At 67.1% G+C, this 19,909-nt stretch carries 13 protein-coding genes; 6 read left to right on the top strand and 7 right to left on the bottom strand.

Annotated features, from left to right (window positions below; translation table 11 throughout):
- Positions 1-57: 57 nt before the first annotated feature.
- The 5 genes from SM191_RS15525 to SM191_RS15505 form a co-directional block, all read right to left on the bottom strand.
- On the bottom strand, positions 58-1,185 hold the full coding sequence (locus SM191_RS15525) for an acyltransferase family protein (RefSeq protein WP_341506986.1): 1,128 nt from the start codon (positions 1,183-1,185) through the stop codon (positions 58-60).
- Positions 1,182-3,464, bottom strand: a complete 2,283-nt coding sequence (locus tag SM191_RS15520) for an alpha-N-acetylglucosaminidase (protein WP_341506985.1) — start codon at positions 3,462-3,464, stop codon at positions 1,182-1,184. Before SM191_RS15520 ends, SM191_RS15525 begins: the two co-directional genes overlap by 4 nt.
- A gap of 82 nt (positions 3,465-3,546) precedes the next feature.
- Entirely contained in the window at positions 3,547-6,321 is a 2,775-nt protein-coding gene (locus SM191_RS15515) for a TonB-dependent receptor (RefSeq protein WP_341506984.1), read from the bottom strand.
- Positions 6,322-7,019: 698 nt separating this feature from the next.
- A complete protein-coding gene (locus tag SM191_RS15510) occupies positions 7,020-7,775 on the bottom strand; it encodes a FadR/GntR family transcriptional regulator (protein WP_307001333.1) in 756 nt (251 codons plus the stop codon).
- A gap of 62 nt (positions 7,776-7,837) precedes the next feature.
- On the bottom strand, positions 7,838-9,346 hold the full coding sequence (locus SM191_RS15505) for a glycerol-3-phosphate dehydrogenase (protein WP_341506983.1): 1,509 nt from the start codon (positions 9,344-9,346) through the stop codon (positions 7,838-7,840).
- A 77-nt stretch (positions 9,347-9,423) separates the two neighbouring features.
- On the opposite strand from SM191_RS15505, the gene glpK reads away from it, so the two are divergent.
- On the top strand, positions 9,424-10,914 hold the full coding sequence (gene glpK, locus SM191_RS15500) for a glycerol kinase GlpK (RefSeq protein WP_341506982.1): 1,491 nt from the start codon (positions 9,424-9,426) through the stop codon (positions 10,912-10,914).
- Positions 10,915-10,929: 15 nt separating this feature from the next.
- Here glpK and SM191_RS15495 read toward each other — a convergent pair whose 3' ends face one another.
- Together SM191_RS15495 and SM191_RS15490 are read right to left on the bottom strand one after the other, a co-directional pair.
- Positions 10,930-12,069 carry a sensor histidine kinase gene (locus SM191_RS15495; protein ID WP_341506981.1) on the bottom strand — a complete coding sequence of 380 codons (1,140 nt, stop codon included), beginning with the start codon at positions 12,067-12,069 and terminating at the stop codon, positions 10,930-10,932.
- Positions 12,059-13,375, bottom strand: a complete 1,317-nt coding sequence (locus tag SM191_RS15490; protein WP_341506980.1) for a sigma-54-dependent transcriptional regulator — start codon at positions 13,373-13,375, stop codon at positions 12,059-12,061. The genes SM191_RS15495 and SM191_RS15490 overlap by 11 nt, the downstream gene beginning before the upstream one ends.
- A gap of 114 nt (positions 13,376-13,489) precedes the next feature.
- Here SM191_RS15490 and SM191_RS15485 point away from each other — a divergent pair, with 114 nt between their 5' ends.
- The 5 genes from SM191_RS15485 to SM191_RS15465 are packed head-to-tail and all read left to right on the top strand — an operon-like array spanning position 13,490 to position 19,907.
- Positions 13,490-14,722 carry an efflux RND transporter periplasmic adaptor subunit gene (locus SM191_RS15485; protein ID WP_341506979.1) on the top strand — a complete coding sequence of 411 codons (1,233 nt, stop codon included), beginning with the start codon at positions 13,490-13,492 and terminating at the stop codon, positions 14,720-14,722.
- 14 nt (positions 14,723-14,736) lie between these two features.
- The gene (locus SM191_RS15480) at positions 14,737-15,414 is read left to right on the top strand and encodes an ABC transporter ATP-binding protein (protein ID WP_341506978.1); all 678 of its coding nucleotides are present in this window, start codon (positions 14,737-14,739) and stop codon (positions 15,412-15,414) included.
- Positions 15,415-15,429: 15 nt separating this feature from the next.
- Entirely contained in the window at positions 15,430-16,185 is a 756-nt protein-coding gene (locus tag SM191_RS15475; RefSeq protein WP_341506977.1) for a GIN domain-containing protein, read from the top strand.
- A 25-nt stretch (positions 16,186-16,210) separates the two neighbouring features.
- Positions 16,211-18,634, top strand: a complete 2,424-nt coding sequence (locus tag SM191_RS15470) for an ABC transporter permease (RefSeq protein WP_341506976.1) — start codon at positions 16,211-16,213, stop codon at positions 18,632-18,634.
- 13 nt (positions 18,635-18,647) lie between these two features.
- Positions 18,648-19,907 (top strand): TolC family outer membrane protein, encoded by a 1,260-nt coding sequence (locus SM191_RS15465; protein ID WP_341506975.1) that lies wholly within the window; start codon positions 18,648-18,650, stop codon positions 19,905-19,907.
- Positions 19,908-19,909: the final 2 nt, after the last annotated feature.

Below are 19,909 nucleotides of genomic sequence, written 5' to 3'. Positions count from 1 at the left end.
GAGGGGCCGGCACGGGGGGAGCGACCTTCTTCCTAGTCCGTTCCGCCCGCCGGTCGTTCAGACCTTGAGGATGATCCCGCGCCGGTCGAGCGCCCAGCCGAATGCGCAGCAGATCAGCGTATAGGCGAGCGCGCAGAGCAGCGACCCGACCGGCCCCGGCGCGAGTCCCTGGAACAGCGTCTCGCCGACCCAGGTGTACAGGCCCGTATCGGGCCGGACATGGATCAGCTCCAGCGCGACGACCAGCAGTTCGGAGAAGAGATAGATGGCCAGCGGATTGCGCCCCAGCATCTGCAGGAAGGAGTGCCCGAAACGGACGCCGCGCACCTCGACCAGCCATAGCGCCACGCCCAGCAGGATCAGGTCGATCCCGACCGTCAGCGCGACGAACGACCCGGTCCACAGCTTCTTGCCGATCGGCAGCACGGGCGGCAGCAGCAGCGCGACGATGACCAGCCCCGCCCCGATCGCCGCCAGCCGCCCGACCGTGGCCATGTGCTTGCCCCAACGCTGGATGGCGAGACCGGCCAGATAGCCCGCAATCACATTGGCGGTGGCGGGCAGGGTGCCGAGCAGCCCTTCGGGATCGAAGCCGTGATCCTTGGTATAGAGATGCGCCGGGCCGATCAGCCACAGGTCGAACAAGGTGCCCGCATTCCGGTATCGCCCGAACGCCTCGCCCGCCGGGCTGAGCCCGACCAGGATCGCCCAATGCGCGAGGACGAGCCCGATCGCGACCCACAGCAAATGGCTGGGCCGCAGATAGCGTGCGCAGAGCGCCCCCAGCAGATAGCAGAGCGCGATACGTTGCAGCACGCCGGTCAGCCGCGTGTCGGCGAAGGGCTTGGCGACCCAGCTGCCGTCCGCCTGATGGGTGACGAAGGGGAACCAGTACATCAGCACGCCGAGCAGGAAGATCAGCGCGGCGCGCTTGAGCACGCGGCGCAGGAAGACGTGCTCCGGCATCGGGCGGGTGAGAGCGAAGCTCATCGCATTGCCCACCGCGAACAGGAAGGTCGGATAGATCAGGTCGGCCAGCGTGAAGCCGAACCAAGGCGCATGCTGCAACTGGGTGAAGGCCCCGCCCGCGCCCGCCGTGTTGACGACGATCATCAGGAAGATGGTCGCGCCGCGAAACATGTCGAGCGAGGCGAAGCGCTCCGGCTTGGGCATGGTCGTCGTCACCGGTCGGTCTCCGTCATCAGGGCGCGGGCTTCGGCCACCGGATCGGCAGGCGCGCTGGCCTTATAGGGGCGGGGATCGGCGACCCACGCCTTTTCCCAGTCGAGCAGCTTCGCGGTGAAGGCGGCATCGTCGACGGGCCGCTTGGCCAGGGCGGCGGCGCGGGCTTCGGTCAGATAGCGGGTCCAGCGCGGCAGATAATAGTCCGCATACATGCCCGCCCAGGCCTTGGACGCATAATCGCCCAGATGGCCGCGCCCGCCCCAGATCGTCACCTGCGCCTTGGCGTTCTGTTCATAGGCGGTCTTTTCGGCAGGGGTGTCGCCATAGGCTCGCGCATCGGCGATCCAACTGGCCAGGCTTTCCTGTTGCCCGCCGATCAGATGGTCGATGGCGAGTGCCAGCGCCTCGATCCGCACCGTCGCCCGGTCCCCGGCGGCGACGTTACCCTTTTTATAAGCGGCGACGGCGGCCTTGACGCTGTCGTCCAGCGACAGGCTGGCGGCATGGCGGGTCAGGTCGACCAGATCATAGCGATAGAGTGGGCTCTGACTATAAGCGGGCGCGAGTTTCAGCATCGCCTCGATCCCGGCACGCAGTTTCGCGCGGTCGCCCGGTTCGGCGGGATAGGTCGGTGCGTCGGCGGCGGGGCGCTTGAAGAAGAGGTACGCGCCCGCCCGTTCGTTCCACCAGCGCGGGGTCCAGTAGCGCACGTCATAGGCGCCCGCGACCACATCCTGCCACGCCGCGACCATCGCCGGGTCGCTGCGGCCATAGCGCGCGGCGGCGTAACGGCTCAGCCAGGGGCCAAGCGCCATGTCGCCGCCCGGCCATGCGACGTCATAGGCATAGTCATAGACCAGGCTGTTGCTGTGCAGCCCTTCCGGGAACATGCCGAACCCGCGCACATGCCCGCGCGCCGGGTCGGTGAACAGCGCCGCCACGTCGCGGCGGTAGAAATCGGGCGCGCCATAGACCGGGTTGCTGCCGCCATAATTATGGACATAGCCATAGACCCAATTCTTGCCGTCGAAGCCGTTGGTGGTTTTCCAGATGCCGGGATAGCGGTCATTGCCGATGTCGAGGATCAGCATCTTTTCGTCGGGCACATCCTTCAGAAAGGCGGCGATGGCGTCGGGCGTCCAGAATTTCTTGTCCGCGCCGAACAGCCAGCCCTGCATGACCCAGGTCGCCCCCGGCGCGGCGGCGGCGATCGCGGCATAAAGGCGCTGGCCATAGGCGGCCAGCCGGGCGTCGCGAACCTCGCGGGGCAGCGCCGCCGCCTTGGTCGCGGCATCGAGCGCGGGGGTGTTGGCGGTCGCATCGCCGTAAGAGGCATGGGCGGTATCACTGCCGTCCTCGGCGATCGGCGGCACCATCTCGTTGAAGGCATCGGCCAGATAATATCGCCCCGGCCCGTACTCGGCGGTGTAGAGTTCCAGGAACCGCCGGGCGAGCGGCGCGAAGAGCGGATCGGACGGGTCGAGCCAATAGGTCCCCTCGAACCCCTCCCAGGACCGCATCTTGTAGATACGTGCTTTCGGATGCGCCTCGGCAAAGGCCTTGGGTACGTAACCGGCGAAGGCGGGCAGGATCGGCGTCATGCCCAGATCGCGCATCCGGGCGAGGATATGCTTTTGCAGGTCGTGCTTCTTGTCGATCCATCCGGTCGGCAGGGGCGCCCGATACCCCTCGATATTGCCCATGCGCTGCCACGGCAGGAAGGCGGGACCTGAGAAATGCCGCGCGATCTGCGCTTCGCTCAGGCCCTGTTCGCGCCATAGCTTGCGCCAGACATAATCCTGCCCCTCCATGGCGAGCGGCATGTCGACGCCGTGCACCGCCATGTCGTCGATCTCCCGCTCCCAGCGGGGCCAGTTCCACCAGGGCGTCGTGTAACCATAGGTGCAGGTGTTCAGATAGGCGCGAAAGCCGAAGGGCGAGGAGACCCAGCCGCTGTCCCGCGCGGCCAGCCCGGTCATCGGGCCGACGCGCCGGCCCTCCCAACTGATCGACAGCCGCCCCTCGGCCTGCAAGGTCGCGGCGACCCCGCGTATGGCGGCCACAGGCGAGGATGCCTGGACGGTCAGGCGATCATGATCCACCCGTACCCGGTAACGGGGGGTAGGGGAGGACTGGATCGTCACCGCCACCTGTCGTTCCGGCACGCCCAGCCTTTGCAGCGCCGCTCGGGCGGCCTGACCGCCATCTGCCTGCGCATGGGCGACGGACGCGGTGATAAACAGGGTGCCGATCAGGCCCAGCGCTTTGGAAGAGGTCATCACGGACAGCATTGTCCCCGGCAAATGTCGAAAAGGGAAGGGCGGACCGGCCCGCACGGCGGTCCGCCCTTCAGTGGGGAGGTCAGAACCGCGTCGAGGCCGAGAGGTAGAAGGTGCGACCCGTCCGGCTGGCCAACTGGAAGGTGTCGGCATTGGTCTGATAGGCATCCTCATGGGTGTTGTTGAGGTTGATGATGCCCGCCGTGAAGCTGAGATAGCTCAGTGGATTGAAGCCCAGCGCCAGGTCCATCTGGGTGCGCGGACGGACCACATGGGTCAGGCCGCCATTGACGAAGAAGCTCGATGCCGCGTCCTGGACATAGGAGCTGCGGTGATTGACCGACAGCCGCAAGCTGAACATCTCGTTCTCCCAATAGGGCGTCAGGTTCCAGGTCAGCTTGGACAGGTCGCGCAGGTTGAAGCCGGTGCCGATCGCGCTGGCATCGGTATCGACCACGGTGACGTTGCCGACCGCGCCGAAGCCCTTGACCGGCAGGATGGCATCGAAATTCTGCGAGGCCGAGAATTCCACGCCCTTGATATGGATGACCCGGTCGTCGTTCAGCACCCGGCTGAAGCTGTAATCGGTCTTCAGGTCCGCCGACTGGCAATCGCTGACCACGCCGTTCAGCGCCACCCCGTCGAACGAGCCGGGGCAATAGAATTGCGTGAAGGTGCCGTTCTTCACCGCCTTGTAGAAGCCCGCGACGCTGATCGAATTGCCCTTGCCGTGGTAGAATTCCAGGCTGAGGTCCAACTGGTTGGCGGTCAGCGGCTTCAGGCGGCTCTCGCCTTGCGCGACGGAGACGCTGGGGCGCAGGCTGGTGGTGACGCGGGTAATCGTGTCGGCCATCTGCGTCTGGCTGTTGAGCAGCGGGCGGACCAGCACCTTGGCGGCGGCGATGCGGGCGACCAGGCGCGGCGTCAGGTCCAGTGCGAAGCTGGCGCTGGGCAGGACGTTGCCATAATCCTGCACGACATGCTGCTGGCCGAGCAGCGTCGCGTTGCTGTCGGTGCCGTTGGTCAGGCTGCTGGTGACGTTCTGGTGCGTATGCTCGTAGCGGACGCCGACATTGCCGCGCACCGGCAGGTTGAAGAGCGTGCCGTCGATATTGGCCATCGCATAGACCGCCGGAATGTAACGGTCGACGCGATAGGTGTTGGGCCAGTCGGGCGTGTCAGGGACGTTGATCCCCTTGTCGCGCAGGATCTGCTGCCACAGCGGCGCATTGACCGACAGGAAGCTGCCGGGGATCGCCATCGATCCGCCCAGGAAGTTGTTCACCAGCACGCCGGTCTTTGACAGGTCGGGAATCCAGGCGAATTCGGGATAGGTCACCGGATCGCTGACATCGGCGTCGCGGTCGTGGCGATAGGCCTTGGTGTCGAAGCTCTCATGGTGATATTTCGCGCCGAAGATCAGCGCCTTGATCCCGTGGAAGTCGAGATCCTGGGTCAGGTCGGCCTGGATCGCACGGTCGCGGGCCGACTGGATATGCGTCGCGCCGTCGACAAAGGCGTACCAGGTGCGGTTCGCCATATTGTAGATCGACCCGTCGGTCAGGCTGGCGGTGTTCCACTTGACGTTGAACGGATCGGAAATGTCGAGCGTACCGCCGTTCGCGAAGCGGACCTCGTCGATCGTCGCCCATTCGTACAGCTTGGCGTCGCCCTGGGTATAATGGCCGATCGCCTTGATATGCGTGGTATCGGTCGGGCTCCAGTTGACGGTGCCGGTATAGGCCTGGGTCTGGAGCTTGCGCAGTTCGGGCTGGTCGTTGTTGTCGACGTTGAAGTTACTGATCGAAATCTTGTCGGCGACGCCGTTGGCGGTGCTGTTGACCGTCACCGCCGAGGTCGCCCAGCGGCCGAAGACCATCTGACGGGTGTCGTAGCGGGTGTGGTCACGCGAATATTCACCTTGCAGCAGGACCTCGAAATTGTCCTGCGGCTTCCACTGGATCGCGCCGCTGCCCATCAACTGCTCGGTATCGCGGTCGATCCGGCGATAGCGGAGATTGCCCGGCACCTGCGCATCGGGGGCACCCGCCACCGCACCCGGTTGATACCAGTTCTTGATGAACAGATAGTCGCCGCGATCCTTCAGCTTCTGATAGCCGACGTCCAGCATGACGCCGATCGTGTCGTTGGCGAAGCGCTTGATATAGGCGGCATTGACCTTGGGCGTGACGCCGCCGCGATAGTCGGAATGATAGGCCTTCACGCCCGCGATGAAGCTGGGGCCCTTATAGGCGAGCGGCTTGACCGTATCGATGTTGACGGTGCCCGCCAGGCCGCCCGTGTCCATGTCGGCGGTCGGCGACTTGATGACCTGGATCGCGCTCGCCAGATCGGTCTGGATGATGTCGTAGCGGAAGCCGTCCTTGAAGTCGGCGCTGGCGAAGGTCTGGCCGTTGATCGTGGTGCGCGCATATTGCGGGCCCAGGCCACGGATGCTGATCGTCGAGCCGCGCCCGTTGATGTTGGACATCTGGACACCCGCGATCCGCTGGATCGCCTCGGTCACGTTCTGGGCGGGAAACTTGCCGATATCCTCCGACGAGATGCCGTCGGTGATGCGGATGTCGTTGCGCTTGGCGGCCAGCGCGGAGGCGATGCTCTGGCGATAGCCGGTGACGGTAATCTCGCTCTGGCTGGCGTCGCCCGCCGTATCGACCTGCGGCGTCGCCTGTCCGGTATCGGCGGTAACAGTGGCGGCGGTCGTGGCGGCGGCAGTCTGCGCCAGGGCTGGCGTCGCGATCACCGCCGAGGCCATCCCGGCCGCCGTAAACGCCGTCGTCTGAAGCAACCGCTTGCGCCGGAGACGCGACACGTCCTTGCGCGGTGAGATCGTCATGCTCATTCCCTCCCTCTGATCCAGACGCGAAGCAGATCGCGCCGGGCTTCCCCGAGACTTTTGTGGATAGGGCGTGCGTGACCGTCGGACAGGCAGGGGCCGTCATCGACCGGAACGGGGTGGCGTTCGCGGATCGGGATGGGCCGTCACTTCTGCTGCGTCAGGACGCGGAACCCTTCCGAAGTCCATCGCCGCGCCCGCCGCCCGACCTATGGGTCATGTGCGCCGATCGCGGTCGAAAGACCGAAAGTTTCTTCCTGCATCACGGTGTTGTTATCTTATGGTCTTATCGGTGACATGGAATGGTCATGCATGTCAACGGGGCGACAATCGGTTTCGCCACAAAATTGGTCGGGACAATGCGCACCCCGATTTTATCGTTTTTGTTCAATGGGATGATAAATGTGAAGATTTTTTCATGGTAGCGCTATACGCCCGAAAGTCCTGATGATGACCCATCCCACGTAATTGTTTGCCATCCTATCGGAACCACGACCAGTGCTGAGTCTCAATTGGTATTGCTACTATTGGTTCGGCCAATTGGGCTGTGCGATTGATCGCGTCGTCGTGGCGATATGGCGGCTCGCGGGCGTCCGACGTCGCGAGCGAATCGCCACGCCATGGGGCGACACCCGCTCGCCCCAACAAGCCGGATCGATGGAGGGTGCGTGTCCTTCGGCTTCGGTCAAGCCGGCGGATCAGATCTTCAGATGCGCGGTTCGATCGCGCTTCGCCGCGAGCGCCTGTCTCACTTCGGCGACCGCGCGGGCTTCGCTGGCGATCAGCAGGCCTTCCAGCGCCGCCGTCAGATGCCGTTGCATCGCAGCACGCGCGGCCAGCGAGTTCCGCGCCCGCAGCGCTTCCAGAATGGCGGCGTGATGCTCGACGATGGGACGCACGTCGATGGCGCGCACCTTGGCATCGAGCAAAGCGCTTTCCGCCGATCGTTCGCGCTGTTCCCACAGCCGGTCGATCGTTTCCAGAATGGCGCTGTTCCGGGTGACCCGCGCGATCAGCGTGTGGAAGGCGCGGTCGGCCCGAAAAGCGCCACCGACCTCGTTATTCTCCTTCTCGATCGCGTCGACCAGCGCGGCAAGTTCGTCCAGTTCGGCATCGGTGATCTGCGACGCGGCGAGTGCTGCCGATTCGGGTTCGAACAACAGGCGCGCCTCGGCGACTTCCATGGCGGACACATCAAAATCGGGGGTTTCGCCTTGGCCGGGCAGGGCGACGACATGCGCGCCGGAACCGATGCGGACTTCGATAAAACCCTGTACCTCCAACGCGATCAGCGCTTCCCGGATGACCGGACGGCTGACGTCGAAGCGCGCCGCCAGCTCGCGCTCGGCGGGCATGCGCGTCCCGACCGGATAGCGGCCTTCGACCAGTTCGGCGATCAGCGTGCGGGCCAGTTCCCGGTAGAGGCGGTCCTGCGTCGTGGGTGTATTGTCCATCACGACCATTATTGGCGGCGTCGACGCATATCGGTCAAGCATTTGCGTCGGACAGAGCGAGCCTATCCGGCAGCGAGATAGTCCGTCAGGCGCTCGACCGTGCCGTGGGGCACATGCAGGCCCAGCTTGCTTCGGCGATAGATAATGTCCTCCGCCGTCCGCGCCCATTCGACGCGGACCAGATAATCGACTTCTGCGCCATATAGGCCGCCGCCCAGATCGGGCCCCAGGTCCGCCACGGTCCGCGCCGTACCCAGCAGGTCGGCGACCCGCGTACCATAGGCGCGCGCCAGCCGTCGCAAGAGGCCGGGCGGCAGGACGGGACATTTAGCCTGTAGCTCGCGGAGGAAATGCTCGAAATCCGCAGCCGCCATGTCGCCGCCGGGCAGGGCCGCCCCCGCCGTCCAGTCGCCACCCGCTTGGTGCAGGAAGGGGGCGAGTTCGGACAGCGCATGTTCGGCCAGCTTGCGATAGGTGGTGATCTTGCCGCCGAATATGTTGAGCATCGGCGCATGATCCTCACCCGCCGGACCGATATCGAGGTCGAGGACATAGTCGCGCGTCACGGCCGAGGCGTCGGCGGCGTGATCGTCATAGAGCGGGCGGATACCGGCATAGCTCCATGCGATATCCGCCTCGCCGGTCTTCACGGTGAAATAGCGGTTGATGGTGTCGAGCAGATAGGTGGTTTCGCCCGCGCTGATCGATGCCTTGGCCGGAGCCTCGGTCCAGGGCTGGTCGGTCGTGCCCACCAGCGTGAAGCGGCCCTCATAGGGGAGGGCGAAGACGATCCGGCGGTCGTCATTCTGGAGCATGAAGGCATGTTCGCCGTCATAGAGGCGCGGCACGACGATATGGCTGCCTTTGACCAGCCGCACGCCGCGATCCCTTCGCGTACCGTGCGCCCGCCCGATCACATCCGCGACCCAGGGGCCCGATGCGTTGACCAGGATGCGCGCCCGAACCGTGCGGGGGCCGCCTTCTCCCTCGATCGTCGCGATCCAGCCGCCACCCTCTCGTCGTGCTTCGATCAGGCGGGTTCGGGTCTCGATCCGCGCGCCACGCTCCGCGGCGTCCAGCGCGTTGAGGACGACCAGGCGGCTGTCCTCGACCCAGCAGTCGGAATAGACGAACGCCTTGCCGGTCCGCGCGGAAAGTCCGGCGCCCAGCGGCGACCGGTCGAGCCGGATCGTCCGTGTTCCCGGCAGACGAACCCGACCGCCCAGATGATCGTAGAGGAACAGCCCCAGGCGGACCATCCAGGCGGGGCGCGGCGAGCGGTTCTGAGGCAGGACGAAGGACAGCGGCCAGATGATGTGCGGGGCGATCGCCAACAGCCTTTCGCGCTCGATCAGCGCTTCTCGCACCAGGCGGAATTCGCCATATTCCAGATAGCGCAGCCCGCCATGGATCAGCTTGGTCGAGGCGGAGGAGGTGTGGCTGGCCAGATCCTCCTGCTCGACCAGCAGGACGGACAGGCCGCGCCCGGCGGCATCGCGGGCGATCCCGGCCCCGTTGATCCCGCCGCCGACGATCAGCAGATCGACCGTCTCCTCGCTCTGGTCCGCCATGCCGCCTGTCCCTATCCTTTACGGCGGCAAGGCTACACCATGCCGGGCATAAGCGAAAACGACAGGAGGGGTCAGCGATGGCGTCGCATATTCTGGTGATCGATCAGGGGACGACCTCGACCCGCAGCATCGTCTTCGATCGCATGGCGCGCCGCATCGCCATCGCCCAAGCCGAATTCGCGCAGCATTATCCCGAGCGTGGCTGGGTCGAGCATGATCCGGAAGACATATGGCGCGATGTGCTCGCCACCGCGCGCCGGGCCATTGCGGAAAGCGGCGTCGGGGCCGCCGGGATCGCCGCGATCGGCATCACCAACCAGCGGGAGACGGTGCTGGTCTGGGACCGGGCCACGGGCGCGCCGATCCACCGCGCTATCGTCTGGCAAGATCGGCGCGGCACCGCGCTCTGCCAGACCCTCAAGGCCGATGGGGCGGAGGAACTGGTGCGCGAGCGGACCGGGTTGCTGATCGATCCCTATTTCTCCGCGACCAAGCTCGCCTGGCTGCTCGACCATGTCGATGGCGCGCGCGAACGAGCGGAGCGGGGCGAACTGGCCTTTGGGACGATCGACAGCTTCCTGCTCTGGCGGCTGACCGGCGGGGCGGTGCACGCGACCGACGTGACCAATGCCAGCCGCACGATGCTGTTCGACATTCATCGCGGGGAATGGGACGCGGACCTCTGCCGCCTGTTGCGCGTGCCCATGGCAATGCTGCCGCAAGTGCATGACAATGCGCATGTCTATGGCACCGCCGTGCCCGACCTGCTGGATGCGGCGATCCCGATCGCGGGGATGGCGGGGGATCAGCAAGCGGCGTTGTTCGGACAGGCCTGTTTCCGGCATGGCATGGCCAAGTCCACCTATGGCACCGGCTGTTTCCTGCTGCTCAATACGGGCGAGACGGCGGTCGCCTCGCGCCACCGGTTGCTGACCACGCCCGCCTATCGGCTGAACGGCGTGACGACCTATGCGCTGGAGGGATCGATCTTCGTCGCGGGCGCGGCGGTGAAGTGGCTGCGCGACGGGCTGGGCGTCATCACCCATGCCAGCCAGACCGACGATCTGGCGACCCAGGTGCCCGACAGCCACGGCGTCTATATGGTCCCCGCATTCGTCGGCATGGGAGCGCCCTATTGGCAGCCGGATGCGCGCGGTGCGATCTATGGCCTGACGCTGGGGGCCAGCGCGGCGCATCTGGCGCGTGCGGCGCTGGAGTCCGTCGCTTATCAGACGATGGACCTGGTCGCGGCGATGAAGGCCGATGCGGGCGAGGGCCCCGCGATCCTGCGCGTCGATGGCGGGATGGCCGCGAACGACTGGCTCTGCGGTTTCCTCGCCAACATGATCGACACGCCGGTGGAGCGCCCCGCCGATCTGGAGACGACCGCGCGTGGGGCGGCCTTTCACGCCGGGCTGGCGATCGGGCTGTGGTCGGGGCTGGGCGAATTGGAGCGGCTCTGGTCGCGCGAACGATGTTTCGAGCCCGCAATGACCGAGCAGGCGCGCGCGCCCTTGGTGGCGGGATGGCGCGATGCGGTGGCGCGGACGCTCGCCCCTGCTGTGTGAACCGGCCCCGGCCCGTCAGGCCGCCGGGATCGTCATCTCAAAGGTCGTCTCGGCGATGGGCAGCAGCGTCAGGTCGCCGCCATGCGCCCTGGCGATCCGGCGGGCGAGGGTCAGGCCGATGCCCGATCCCTCGGGCTTGGTGGTGTGGAAGGGGCGGAAGATGCGGGCTCGTTCGGGCGCTGCGACACCGCCCCCGCTATCGGCCACGCTGACCCGGAAGCTTTTGCCATCCCCCTGGAAGGAGAGGGTGACCCTGGGCGCGACCGCCCCCTCCAGCGCGGCCTCCGCCGCGTTCTGGAGCAGGGCCCAGATCGCCTGGGTCATCTGATCCCGGTCGCAGGTGCCGATGATGCCCGGTGGCACGCGGATCGACAGGGCGACGCGCTCCTCGAAGCGTTCGGCGAACAGGCGTCCCAAATCCTCCGCCAATATGACGGGAAGCAGCGGCGTGCGCACCGGCATCGGCAGGCGGGCCAGCATTCGATAGGCGCGGGTAAAGCGCTCCAGCCCCTCGATCCGCCGGGCCAGCGTCGCCAATATGCCCGGCAGCCGCCGGTCGGACCGCTCCGCCGCAACCAGGGCGCTGTCCGCCAGCGAGACGATCGGCGACAAGCCGTTGAGCAATTCGTGGCCAAGGATGTCGATCATCTCGTTATCCGCATGGGCCTCCGCCGCGCGCCGCTCGACCTCGATATCGATCAGGATCACCAGCGCCCTCTCGCTGCTCGCGACCCGCTCGATCCGCCAGCTTCTCCCTTCGTGGCGCAACCGGCTCTCCCGGGGATCGAGCAGTGCGGGCGGGGTCGGGGTCAGCCGGTCGTCGGTCGCGAACAGGGTACGGCTGGCCCGGTTGATCGCCCGCGCCCGCCCGCGATCGATGCGCAGCAGGGGCAGGGGGATCTGGTCGACCAGCGCGGCAAGCGGCGGCCCATTGTCGGTGGTCCGCACGGCTTCGGACGATCCGGGCGAAGCGGGCCGCCGCGCGATCGTCCAGCACGCCGCCAGAATCGCCCAACCTGCGCACAGGCTCAGCCCCAGGACCGACGCAAACATGCCGTTCTGCCACGCCAGCACCAGCAGCGCCCCGCTGCCGGTCAGCGCCAGCGCGGTGAGCGCGGTCGCGATCATCCGGGCATGGCGCCGATCAAAGCCCATGTCGTGCCATCCGTCGATAGAGCGCACCCCGGCTGAGCCCCAGCGCATGCGCCGCCTGGGTGACATTGTGGTGATGCTCGACCAGCGCGGCCTCGATCATCGTTCGCTCGGTTTCATCCAGATCGAAGCTCACCCGGCCCGGAGCGGCGGCCGAAGCGATGGGCGCGGCGGGGGCGAGCAGCGCCGCCTCGATCACGCCGTCATCGCCGAGCAGCAGCGCCCGCTCGATCGCGGCGGCCAGCCCTCGGGCTTCGTCGGGCCAATGCGCGGTGGCGAACAGCGCCTCGGCGGCGGGGGTAAAGCGGGGCAGGGGGCGGCCATGCCGCTCCGCCGCGACCCGCGCGAAATGGCGGGCGAGGACGGGGATGTCGGCGCGTCGCTGATCGAGCGAGGGGGCGGCGATCTCCACCGTCGCGATCCGCCGGGCGAGTGCGGGGGTGATGGCGCGGGCATCGTCGGCGATGGCGATGAAGCGATCCGCCGCCGACAGCCGGTCGAGCAGCCGCGCCTGTCCGATCGCATCGAGCTGGTCTGGGTGGCGCAGCAGCCAGGTCGCGCCATTGCCGCTCCCGTCCAGCCGCTCCCAGGCCTGCTGGTCGCGCAGGTCGATCCGCGTCATGGGGCGATCCGCCCCCGCCGATGCGGCGTGGATCGCGGCGGCGATCAGGCTTCGTCCCGCACCCGATGGTCCGGTCACGACCACCCCGGCCATGGTCGGGGCGATCCGGCGGATCATCGTGCGGACATGCTCGATCGCGGCACTGTCGCCCAGCAGGCGGACGGGATCGGCGGCGGGGGACGGGGCGTCGGCGATATGGGCCTGGTCCGCTGGCGCCGGGCGTCGCCGGACCGCGACCTCGATCTTGGCGATCAATTCGGCATTGCGCCACGGCTTCATCACGAAGTCGCGCGCGCCCGCCTGCATCGCGGTGACGGCCAGCCGGATGCCGCTATGCGCCGTGATGACGATGATGCACGCGGCGGGATCGTCCGCCAGCAGCCGGGCGAGCATGGTCAGCCCTTCGCCGCCATCGGTGCGACCGGCGGCATAGTTCAGGTCGAGCAGGATCGCATCGTATCGGCGCGCCGCCAGTCGCGAGAAACCTTCCTCCGGCCCGTTCGCCACGTCCAGCCTGTGCCCGGCCAGATCGATCGCGATGGCCAGCGATTCGGCGATGCGCGGATTGTCGTCGATGAGCAGGATCGAAAGCGGGCTTGACCCGTCTTCCGACCGTCCATTTGTGGACGGTGCGTTCGGTCCCGAACGGTCGGATTCGGCGGCGGTGGAGGAAAGTGGCGGTTTCATAGTGCTTTAGGTTTTTCGGCCGTCCTGGGTGACATTGATCCCATGATGACCGAACACAGCACAGGCGCAAACACTTCCGCTGCCGGGGACGGCGGACCGGCTCCCGGGGCGGCGATGGATCGCCGTATCGCGCGCAAGGCGACGCCCTGGTGGCGGCGCAAGCCGGTGATGATCGCGGCGCTGGTGATCGTGGCGGCGGCGCTGATCTGGCGCTTCCTGCCCGCCGCCGGTTCCACCGACATCGCCTCCGCCAATATCGAGACGGGGGAGGTCACGCGTGCCGCCTTCGACGATTACCTGCCGGTGCGCGCCACCGTCACCCCGCGCGTGACGACGCTGGTCGGCGTGCTGTCGGGCGGGCAGGTCGAAAAGCTGCTGGCACAGGACGGCCAGATGGTGACCGAGGGACAGCCGCTCGCCACCCTGGCCAACCCGCAACTCAAGCTCGACGTGCTGACCCGCGAGGCGCAGATCGCCAGCCAGCTGGGCGGCGTGGCGAGCGAAGGGCTGGGGATCGAGCGCAACAAGCTCGACCGGGCGGGCCAGGTCGCGCAGGCTGAATATGATCTCATCAAGGCGCGCCGCGACCTGGGCATTCGCCGTCAGCTTCACGACCAGGGATTCCTGTCGGATGCGGGCGTGAAGAGTTTCGAGGAAGAGGCGGCTTATCAGGAGAAGCGCCTCGCCCAGTTGAAGTCGGGCCGCGCGACCGAGGCGCGGATCACCGCGACCCAGGCCGCCCGCCTGTCCGACACCCAGACGCGGTTGTCGGGCAATATGGCGGCGGTGCGCGCGGGGCTCGAAGGGCTGACCATTCGCGCGCCGTCCGGCGGTCGGCTGACCAACTTCGTCATCCAGCCGGGTCAGACGCTGAAGCCTGGCGATCCGGCGGGACAGGTCGACAGCGAAGGCTCGTGGAAGCTGGTCGCGCAGGTCGACGAATATTATCTGGGCCGCGTCGCGGTGGGGCAGAGGGCGACGACCTCGGACGGCGCGAAGCTGACCGTGTCGAAGGTGCTGCCCGCCGTGAAGGACGGGCGGTTCCAGGTGGAGCTGACCTTCGACCGCGCGCCTCAGGGGCTCAATCGCGGGCAGACCATCGACATCCGTATCACCCTGGGCGCGGCGAGCCGTGCAGTAGTGGCCCCGGTCGGCGGCTGGCTGGAGGCGGGGGGCAATTCGGCCTTCGTGCTCGATGCCGACGGGGCCCATGCCCGCCGCCGGGCCGTCCGCATCGGGCGCCGCAACCCCGTACAGGTCGAGATCCTGTCCGGCCTCAATCCCGGCGAACGCATCGTCATCAGCAACACCTCGTCCGTGAAGGGCGATATATTGAACATCCGATAAGGGGGACCTGCATCATGATCCGACTGGAAAATATTCAGCGCCGCTACGTCTCCGACGAGGTCGAGACGACCGCGCTCCACGATATCGATTTGCATGTCGCGCAAGGGGAATTCCTGGCCATCATGGGCCCCTCGGGCTGCGGCAAGTCGACCTTGCTGAACACGCTGGGCACGGTCGATCGACCGACCGGCGGGCGCTATTTGTTCGGCGACCGTGACCTGGCAGCGATGGACGAGAAGGAACTGGCCAGGTTCCGCGCCGAGACGCTCGGCTTCGTGTTCCAAAGCTTCAACCTGATCGACGAATTGACCATCGAGGAGAATGTCGCGCTGGGCCTCGCCTATCGCCGCGACGTCGGGGATCGGCGCAATCGAGTCGCCGCGGCCATGGACAAGGTCGGCATCGCCCACCGCGCCCGTCACTTCCCGCACCAGCTTTCGGGCGGTCAGCAGCAGCGCGCCGCCATCGCCCGCGCCATCGTCGGCGATCCCAAGCTGATCCTGGCGGACGAGCCGACCGGCAACCTCGACACTGCCAATGGCGAGCAGGTGATGAACATCCTGACCGGCCTGAACGAAGCGGGCGCGACCATCGTAATGGTGACCCACTCGCCCAGCCATGCCGACCTCGCCAAGCGGCGCATCGACATGCTCGACGGCCGCATCGTCGCCAGCGCCATGCGCGCGATCTGACAAGGGGAATTCGTGATGAAGAAGATGTCCGTCATAGCCCTGCTGTCGCTCGCCGCCGTCGCGGCTCTGGCGCAGGAAGGCGTACAGGTTTCGCGTGGTTTCGACATGCGCGGCTTCGACCGCATCGAACTGGGCGGGTGCGATATCGTCACCGTGGCGCTGGGATCGGCCTATGCCGTGACGGCGCGGGGGCGTGCCGCCAATATCGACAATCTGCGCATCGATACCAATGGCTCGACCCTGCGTATCCGTCGCCGGAATGATAGCTGCAACGGCCATGACCGGCGCGTGGCGATCGCGGTCACCCTTCCGGCACTGAAGGCCGTGGACGTGAGCGGCGCGGCGGAAATGAACCTGCCCGCGCTCGACCACCCCGCCTTCGCGCTCAATGCGAGCGGGGCGGGCGTGGTTCTCCTTCCCGCCCTGCGAAGCGGTGCGGCCAGCTTCGGCCTGTCGGGGGCGAGCGTGGTGACGGTCCGCAGCCTCCAGGCCGAGCGGGCGAGCCTCGGCACCTCGGGGGCCAGCGTCCTCCGCGTCGAAGGCTCCGTACGTCGGCTTACCATCGACAGCAGCGGGGCCAGCGATGTGGACGCCCGCGGCTTGTCCGCACCCGACGTGACGATCGGTGCGAGCGGAACGGCCAAGGTCCGCACCGGAAGCGCGCAACGAGCGCAGGTCGGCGCGAGTGGCATGGCGAACGTCTCCGTCGCGGGCGATCCGCAGTGCACCGTCTCCAAGAGCGGGCTTGCCCGCATCGCCTGCGGCCAATGACCGCTTCGTCCGGGGGAACGCAATCATGAACCGCTTCGCGCTTCTGTCGCTCTATCGCTCGCTTGTGCGCCACAAGCTGTTCGCCACGCTCAATATCGGGGGGCTGGCGGTGGGCATCGCCGTCTTCCTGGTGCTGGGCCTCTATGTCCGGTTCGAGACCAGCTATGAAAAGTGGCTGCCGGAGTATCGGAAGATCTATGTCGTCCAGACGATATGGAACATGCCCGAAAGCCCGTTCAACGGCCCCAGCAACTGGACGATGGGCGGTCTGCTCGATCAGTTGCGAGAGGATTTTCCCGGCGTGGTGGGCACGCGTATCCGAACCGGCGGAACGGTGGTCCAGGGGCGTGTCGCGACGAGTGAGGACGTCGTCCGCGTCGATCCCGACTTCTTTCGCGTGTTCGATCTCCCGCTGGTTCGCGGTTCTCGGGACGCTTTGCGCGCGCCGACCAATGTGCTGATCAGCGAGAAGATGGCGCGGAAATATTTCGGAGGGGCCGATCCCGTCGGACGGTCCATCACGATCGCCATGGATGATGTTGCCAGCTACCGGGTCGCGGGCGTCTTCAAGGATCTGCCCGACAATAGCGAACTCAAGATCACGATCCTTCTACCGCTGCCCCGCACGCCACCCGCCTATGCCGCGAAGTGGTGGAATCACTGGGGCAGTACGTCCCTCCAGACCTTCCTGCGGTTCGACACGCCGCAAGCGGCGAGCGCCTTTGCTGCCAAGATGCCGGCTTTCATCGATCGTCGTGCCTTGGCCGACATGGGCAAGGATGCCTCCAAATCGGTGAGCATCGGTGTCATGCCGATCGAGAAGATGCACCTCGAACCCGAGGGGCAGGCAAGCGCCAGCCGCAAGCTGACCATGGTGACCTTGGGGCTAGTCGGTATCCTGACGCTGATCATCGCGATCGTGAACTATGTGAACCTGGCCACCGCCCGATCGAGTCTGCGGGCGCGTGAAGTCGCGATGCGCAAGGTGCTGGGTGCCAGCCGCTCCGCCCTGATCGTACAATTCCTGGGCGAAGCGATCCTGACCGTCGCGATCGCGGCGCTGGCCGGCTTGATCCTGGCCGAGATCGCTTTGCCGCTGGTCAATTCGGCTGGAGGATTGCGTCTTGCCATCCCCTATCTCGTCGTCGTCCCAGCCCTGGCCGTGCTGGCCCTGATCGTGGGATGCCTGGCGGGCGTCTATCCGGCGGTCCTGCTGTCCCGCTTCCCGGCGGCCAGCGTGCTGGCGTCGGCCCGCGCGCCCGGCGGTGGTCGTGCGGGCACTCGCGTGCGCGAGGCGCTGGTCGTCTTTCAATTCGGCCTTGCCATCGCCTTCATGATCGGAACGCTGATATTGGTCGTACAGACCCGCCATGTCCGGTCGACGGACCTCGGCTTCCGTCGAGACGGGTTGCTCGTCGTGCAATCCATCGGCGACTCCATGGTGGATGCGCCCCGGCGGCGGGCCGTGCTGGAGGCCATTCGACGGCTGCCGGGCGTGACCAGTGCCACCTTGGGCGATAGCGCGGTCGGTGGCAGTGGGCAGAACAATGCCGACAACGTACCGCTGCCCGGCGTCCCCGGAGATGGTCCGTCATTGCGCCGGATCGGAACCGGACCGGACTTCTTCAAGACATATGGAACGCGGCTGATCGCAGGACGCTTCTTTGACGACCAGCATCGCGGCGACGATGTGTTGCAGTCGGCGAAGGGCCAGCCCTACAATATCATCATCAACCGCCGCGCCCTTTCGACCCTGCGCTTCACCACGCCGGAGGACGCGGTCGGTAAGACGGTAGGCGGGGACAGGCCGCGCACGATCATCGGCGTGGTGGACGATATGCGCTTCTTTTCGCCGCGTGCGCCCAATGATGCGACCTACTACACCTATTATGGCAAGCCCGAGGACAATCTCGGCGGCTCGGCGGCGACGATCCGCTTCCAGGGCGATCCACGGGCGATGACGGCGGCGGTGCGCCATCTGTGGCAGCAGATGGTCCCGAACGTGCCCTTCGACGCCGCCACGGCGGAGAAGAAGCTGGAGGAGTTCTACGAAGCCGACGATCGGGCAACGCGCCTGTTCGGCATCGGGGCGGGGCTCGCGGTCCTGATCGGCTGCGTCGGGCTCTGGGGTCTGGCCTCGTTCAACACGCAGCGGCGGGTGAAGGAGATCGGCATCCGCAAGACGCTGGGCGCGTCCGCGACGGACATCGTCAAGCTGCTGGTCGGACAGTTCCTGCGGCCCGTGCTGATCGCCAATCTGGTCGCCTGGCCGCTCGCCTTCGTGGCGATGCGGACGTGGCTGGCGGGGTTCGAGGATCGCATTACCCTGTCGCCCTTCTACTTCGCGGCGGCCACGGCGGTGGCGCTGACCGTCGCAGTGCTGACCGTGCTGGGCCAGTCGCTCAAGGCCAGTCGTGCCGCTCCCGCCTGGGCGTTGCGTCATGATTAAGCGGGGTAGATGGTTGCTGATCGGGGTGGCGTTGATCGCGGTCACCCCGGCCTCAGCGGAGACGTTGCGCGACGCGATCGCGGCGGCGTGGGACGGCAATCCCGAACTCGCCGCCGCCCGTGCCCGGCAGGATGCGCTGGCCGAAACCCCCAGCCAGGCGCGGGCGGCGGGTCGGCTGACCGCAGAGGCGACTGGCAATGCGGGCTATGATCGGCTCGGCTACGATCAGACGGGCGTGCGCACCGGCGCGAGCAGCGCGCTGGGCGGCCTATCGGCGACGCTGCCGATCTGGACCGGCGGGCGCGTTTCCTCGGCGGTGCGGGCGGCGAACGGCGATGTCGCGGCGGGCGGGGAGGCCCTGCGCGATGCCGAGGCCGATGTGCTGGAGCGCGTCGTCGCGGCCTATGCCGATCTGCTCTACACCCAGCAGGCGGTCGAGGTGGCGCGGGTCGGGATCGAGCGGCTCGACAGCCAGGTGGCCGAGGCCCGCTCGCGTTACGGCCTGGGTCAGGCGACCAAGACCGACGTCGCCCAGCTGGAGGCACAGCGGGCGAGCGTCGTGTCGAACCTGGTCGATGCGGAGGGTGAAGCCGCGACGGCGGCGGCGGCCTATCGGGCGGTGGTCGGTCGGGATGCGGGGACGCTGGAGGCCAGCATCGCGCCGCCCTCCGCCCTGCCACGCAGCCTGGCCGATGCGCGGGAGGCGGCGGAAACCAGCAATCCGGTTCTGCTGGCGCAGCAACGCCGTGTCGATGCGGCGACCGCGCGGATCGATCAGGCGCGGGCGGAACGCGCCCCCGCGCTCGATCTGGCGGGCAGCTATGGACGCGGCGTGCAATGGGTGGGGGGCAATGCCACCGGCTTCGACAGTGCGGCCAATGCCGGGCTGTCGCTGCGGGTGCCGCTGCTGACCGGGGGGCTGGTCGCGTCGCGGGTGCGTCAGGCCGAGGCGCTGCGCCGGGCCGAGCGGTTCGATGTCGATACCGCCTCGCGCGCGGTCGTGCGCGCGGCGGATACCGCCTGGGCCTCGCTGACCGCCGCCGAGGGGCGGCTGAAGGCCAGTGCGGACGGGTTGAAGGCGGCGGACCTGGCGCTCAAGGGCGTGCGGGCGGAATATGGCTTCGGCCTGCGCTCGACCATCGACATTCTGGTCGCGGATCAGAGCTATCGCTCCGCTCAACTCGCAGTGGCGCGGGCTCAGGTCGATGTGTTGACCGCGCAGGCCGCACTTTTGCGGGCGACGGGCCGGATGGGGCGGGGGGCGTTCGACTGAGG

Source organism: Sphingomonas sp. 2378 (assembly GCF_038084995.1).
GTDB lineage: Bacteria > Pseudomonadota > Alphaproteobacteria > Sphingomonadales > Sphingomonadaceae > Sphingomonas.
This window is presented reverse-complemented; position numbering and strand designations above follow the sequence as displayed.

Coding starts and splice junctions, on each gene's coding strand:
- SM191_RS15520 (WP_341506985.1), bottom strand. CDS start 3,464: ATGACCTCTTCCAAAGCGCTGGGCCTGATCGGCACCCTGTTTATCACC.
- SM191_RS15515 (WP_341506984.1), bottom strand. CDS start 6,321: ATGACGATCTCACCGCGCAAGGACGTGTCGCGTCTCCGGCGCAAGCGG.
- SM191_RS15510 (WP_307001333.1), bottom strand. CDS start 7,775: ATGGACAATACACCCACGACGCAGGACCGCCTCTACCGGGAACTGGCC.
- SM191_RS15505 (WP_341506983.1), bottom strand. CDS start 9,346: ATGGCGGACCAGAGCGAGGAGACGGTCGATCTGCTGATCGTCGGCGGC.
- glpK (WP_341506982.1), top strand. CDS start 9,424: ATGGCGTCGCATATTCTGGTGATCGATCAGGGGACGACCTCGACCCGC.
- SM191_RS15495 (WP_341506981.1), bottom strand. CDS start 12,069: ATGGGCTTTGATCGGCGCCATGCCCGGATGATCGCGACCGCGCTCACC.
- SM191_RS15490 (WP_341506980.1), bottom strand. CDS start 13,375: ATGAAACCGCCACTTTCCTCCACCGCCGCCGAATCCGACCGTTCGGGA.
- SM191_RS15485 (WP_341506979.1), top strand. CDS start 13,490: ATGGATCGCCGTATCGCGCGCAAGGCGACGCCCTGGTGGCGGCGCAAG.
- SM191_RS15480 (WP_341506978.1), top strand. CDS start 14,737: ATGATCCGACTGGAAAATATTCAGCGCCGCTACGTCTCCGACGAGGTC.
- SM191_RS15475 (WP_341506977.1), top strand. CDS start 15,430: ATGAAGAAGATGTCCGTCATAGCCCTGCTGTCGCTCGCCGCCGTCGCG.
- SM191_RS15470 (WP_341506976.1), top strand. CDS start 16,211: ATGAACCGCTTCGCGCTTCTGTCGCTCTATCGCTCGCTTGTGCGCCAC.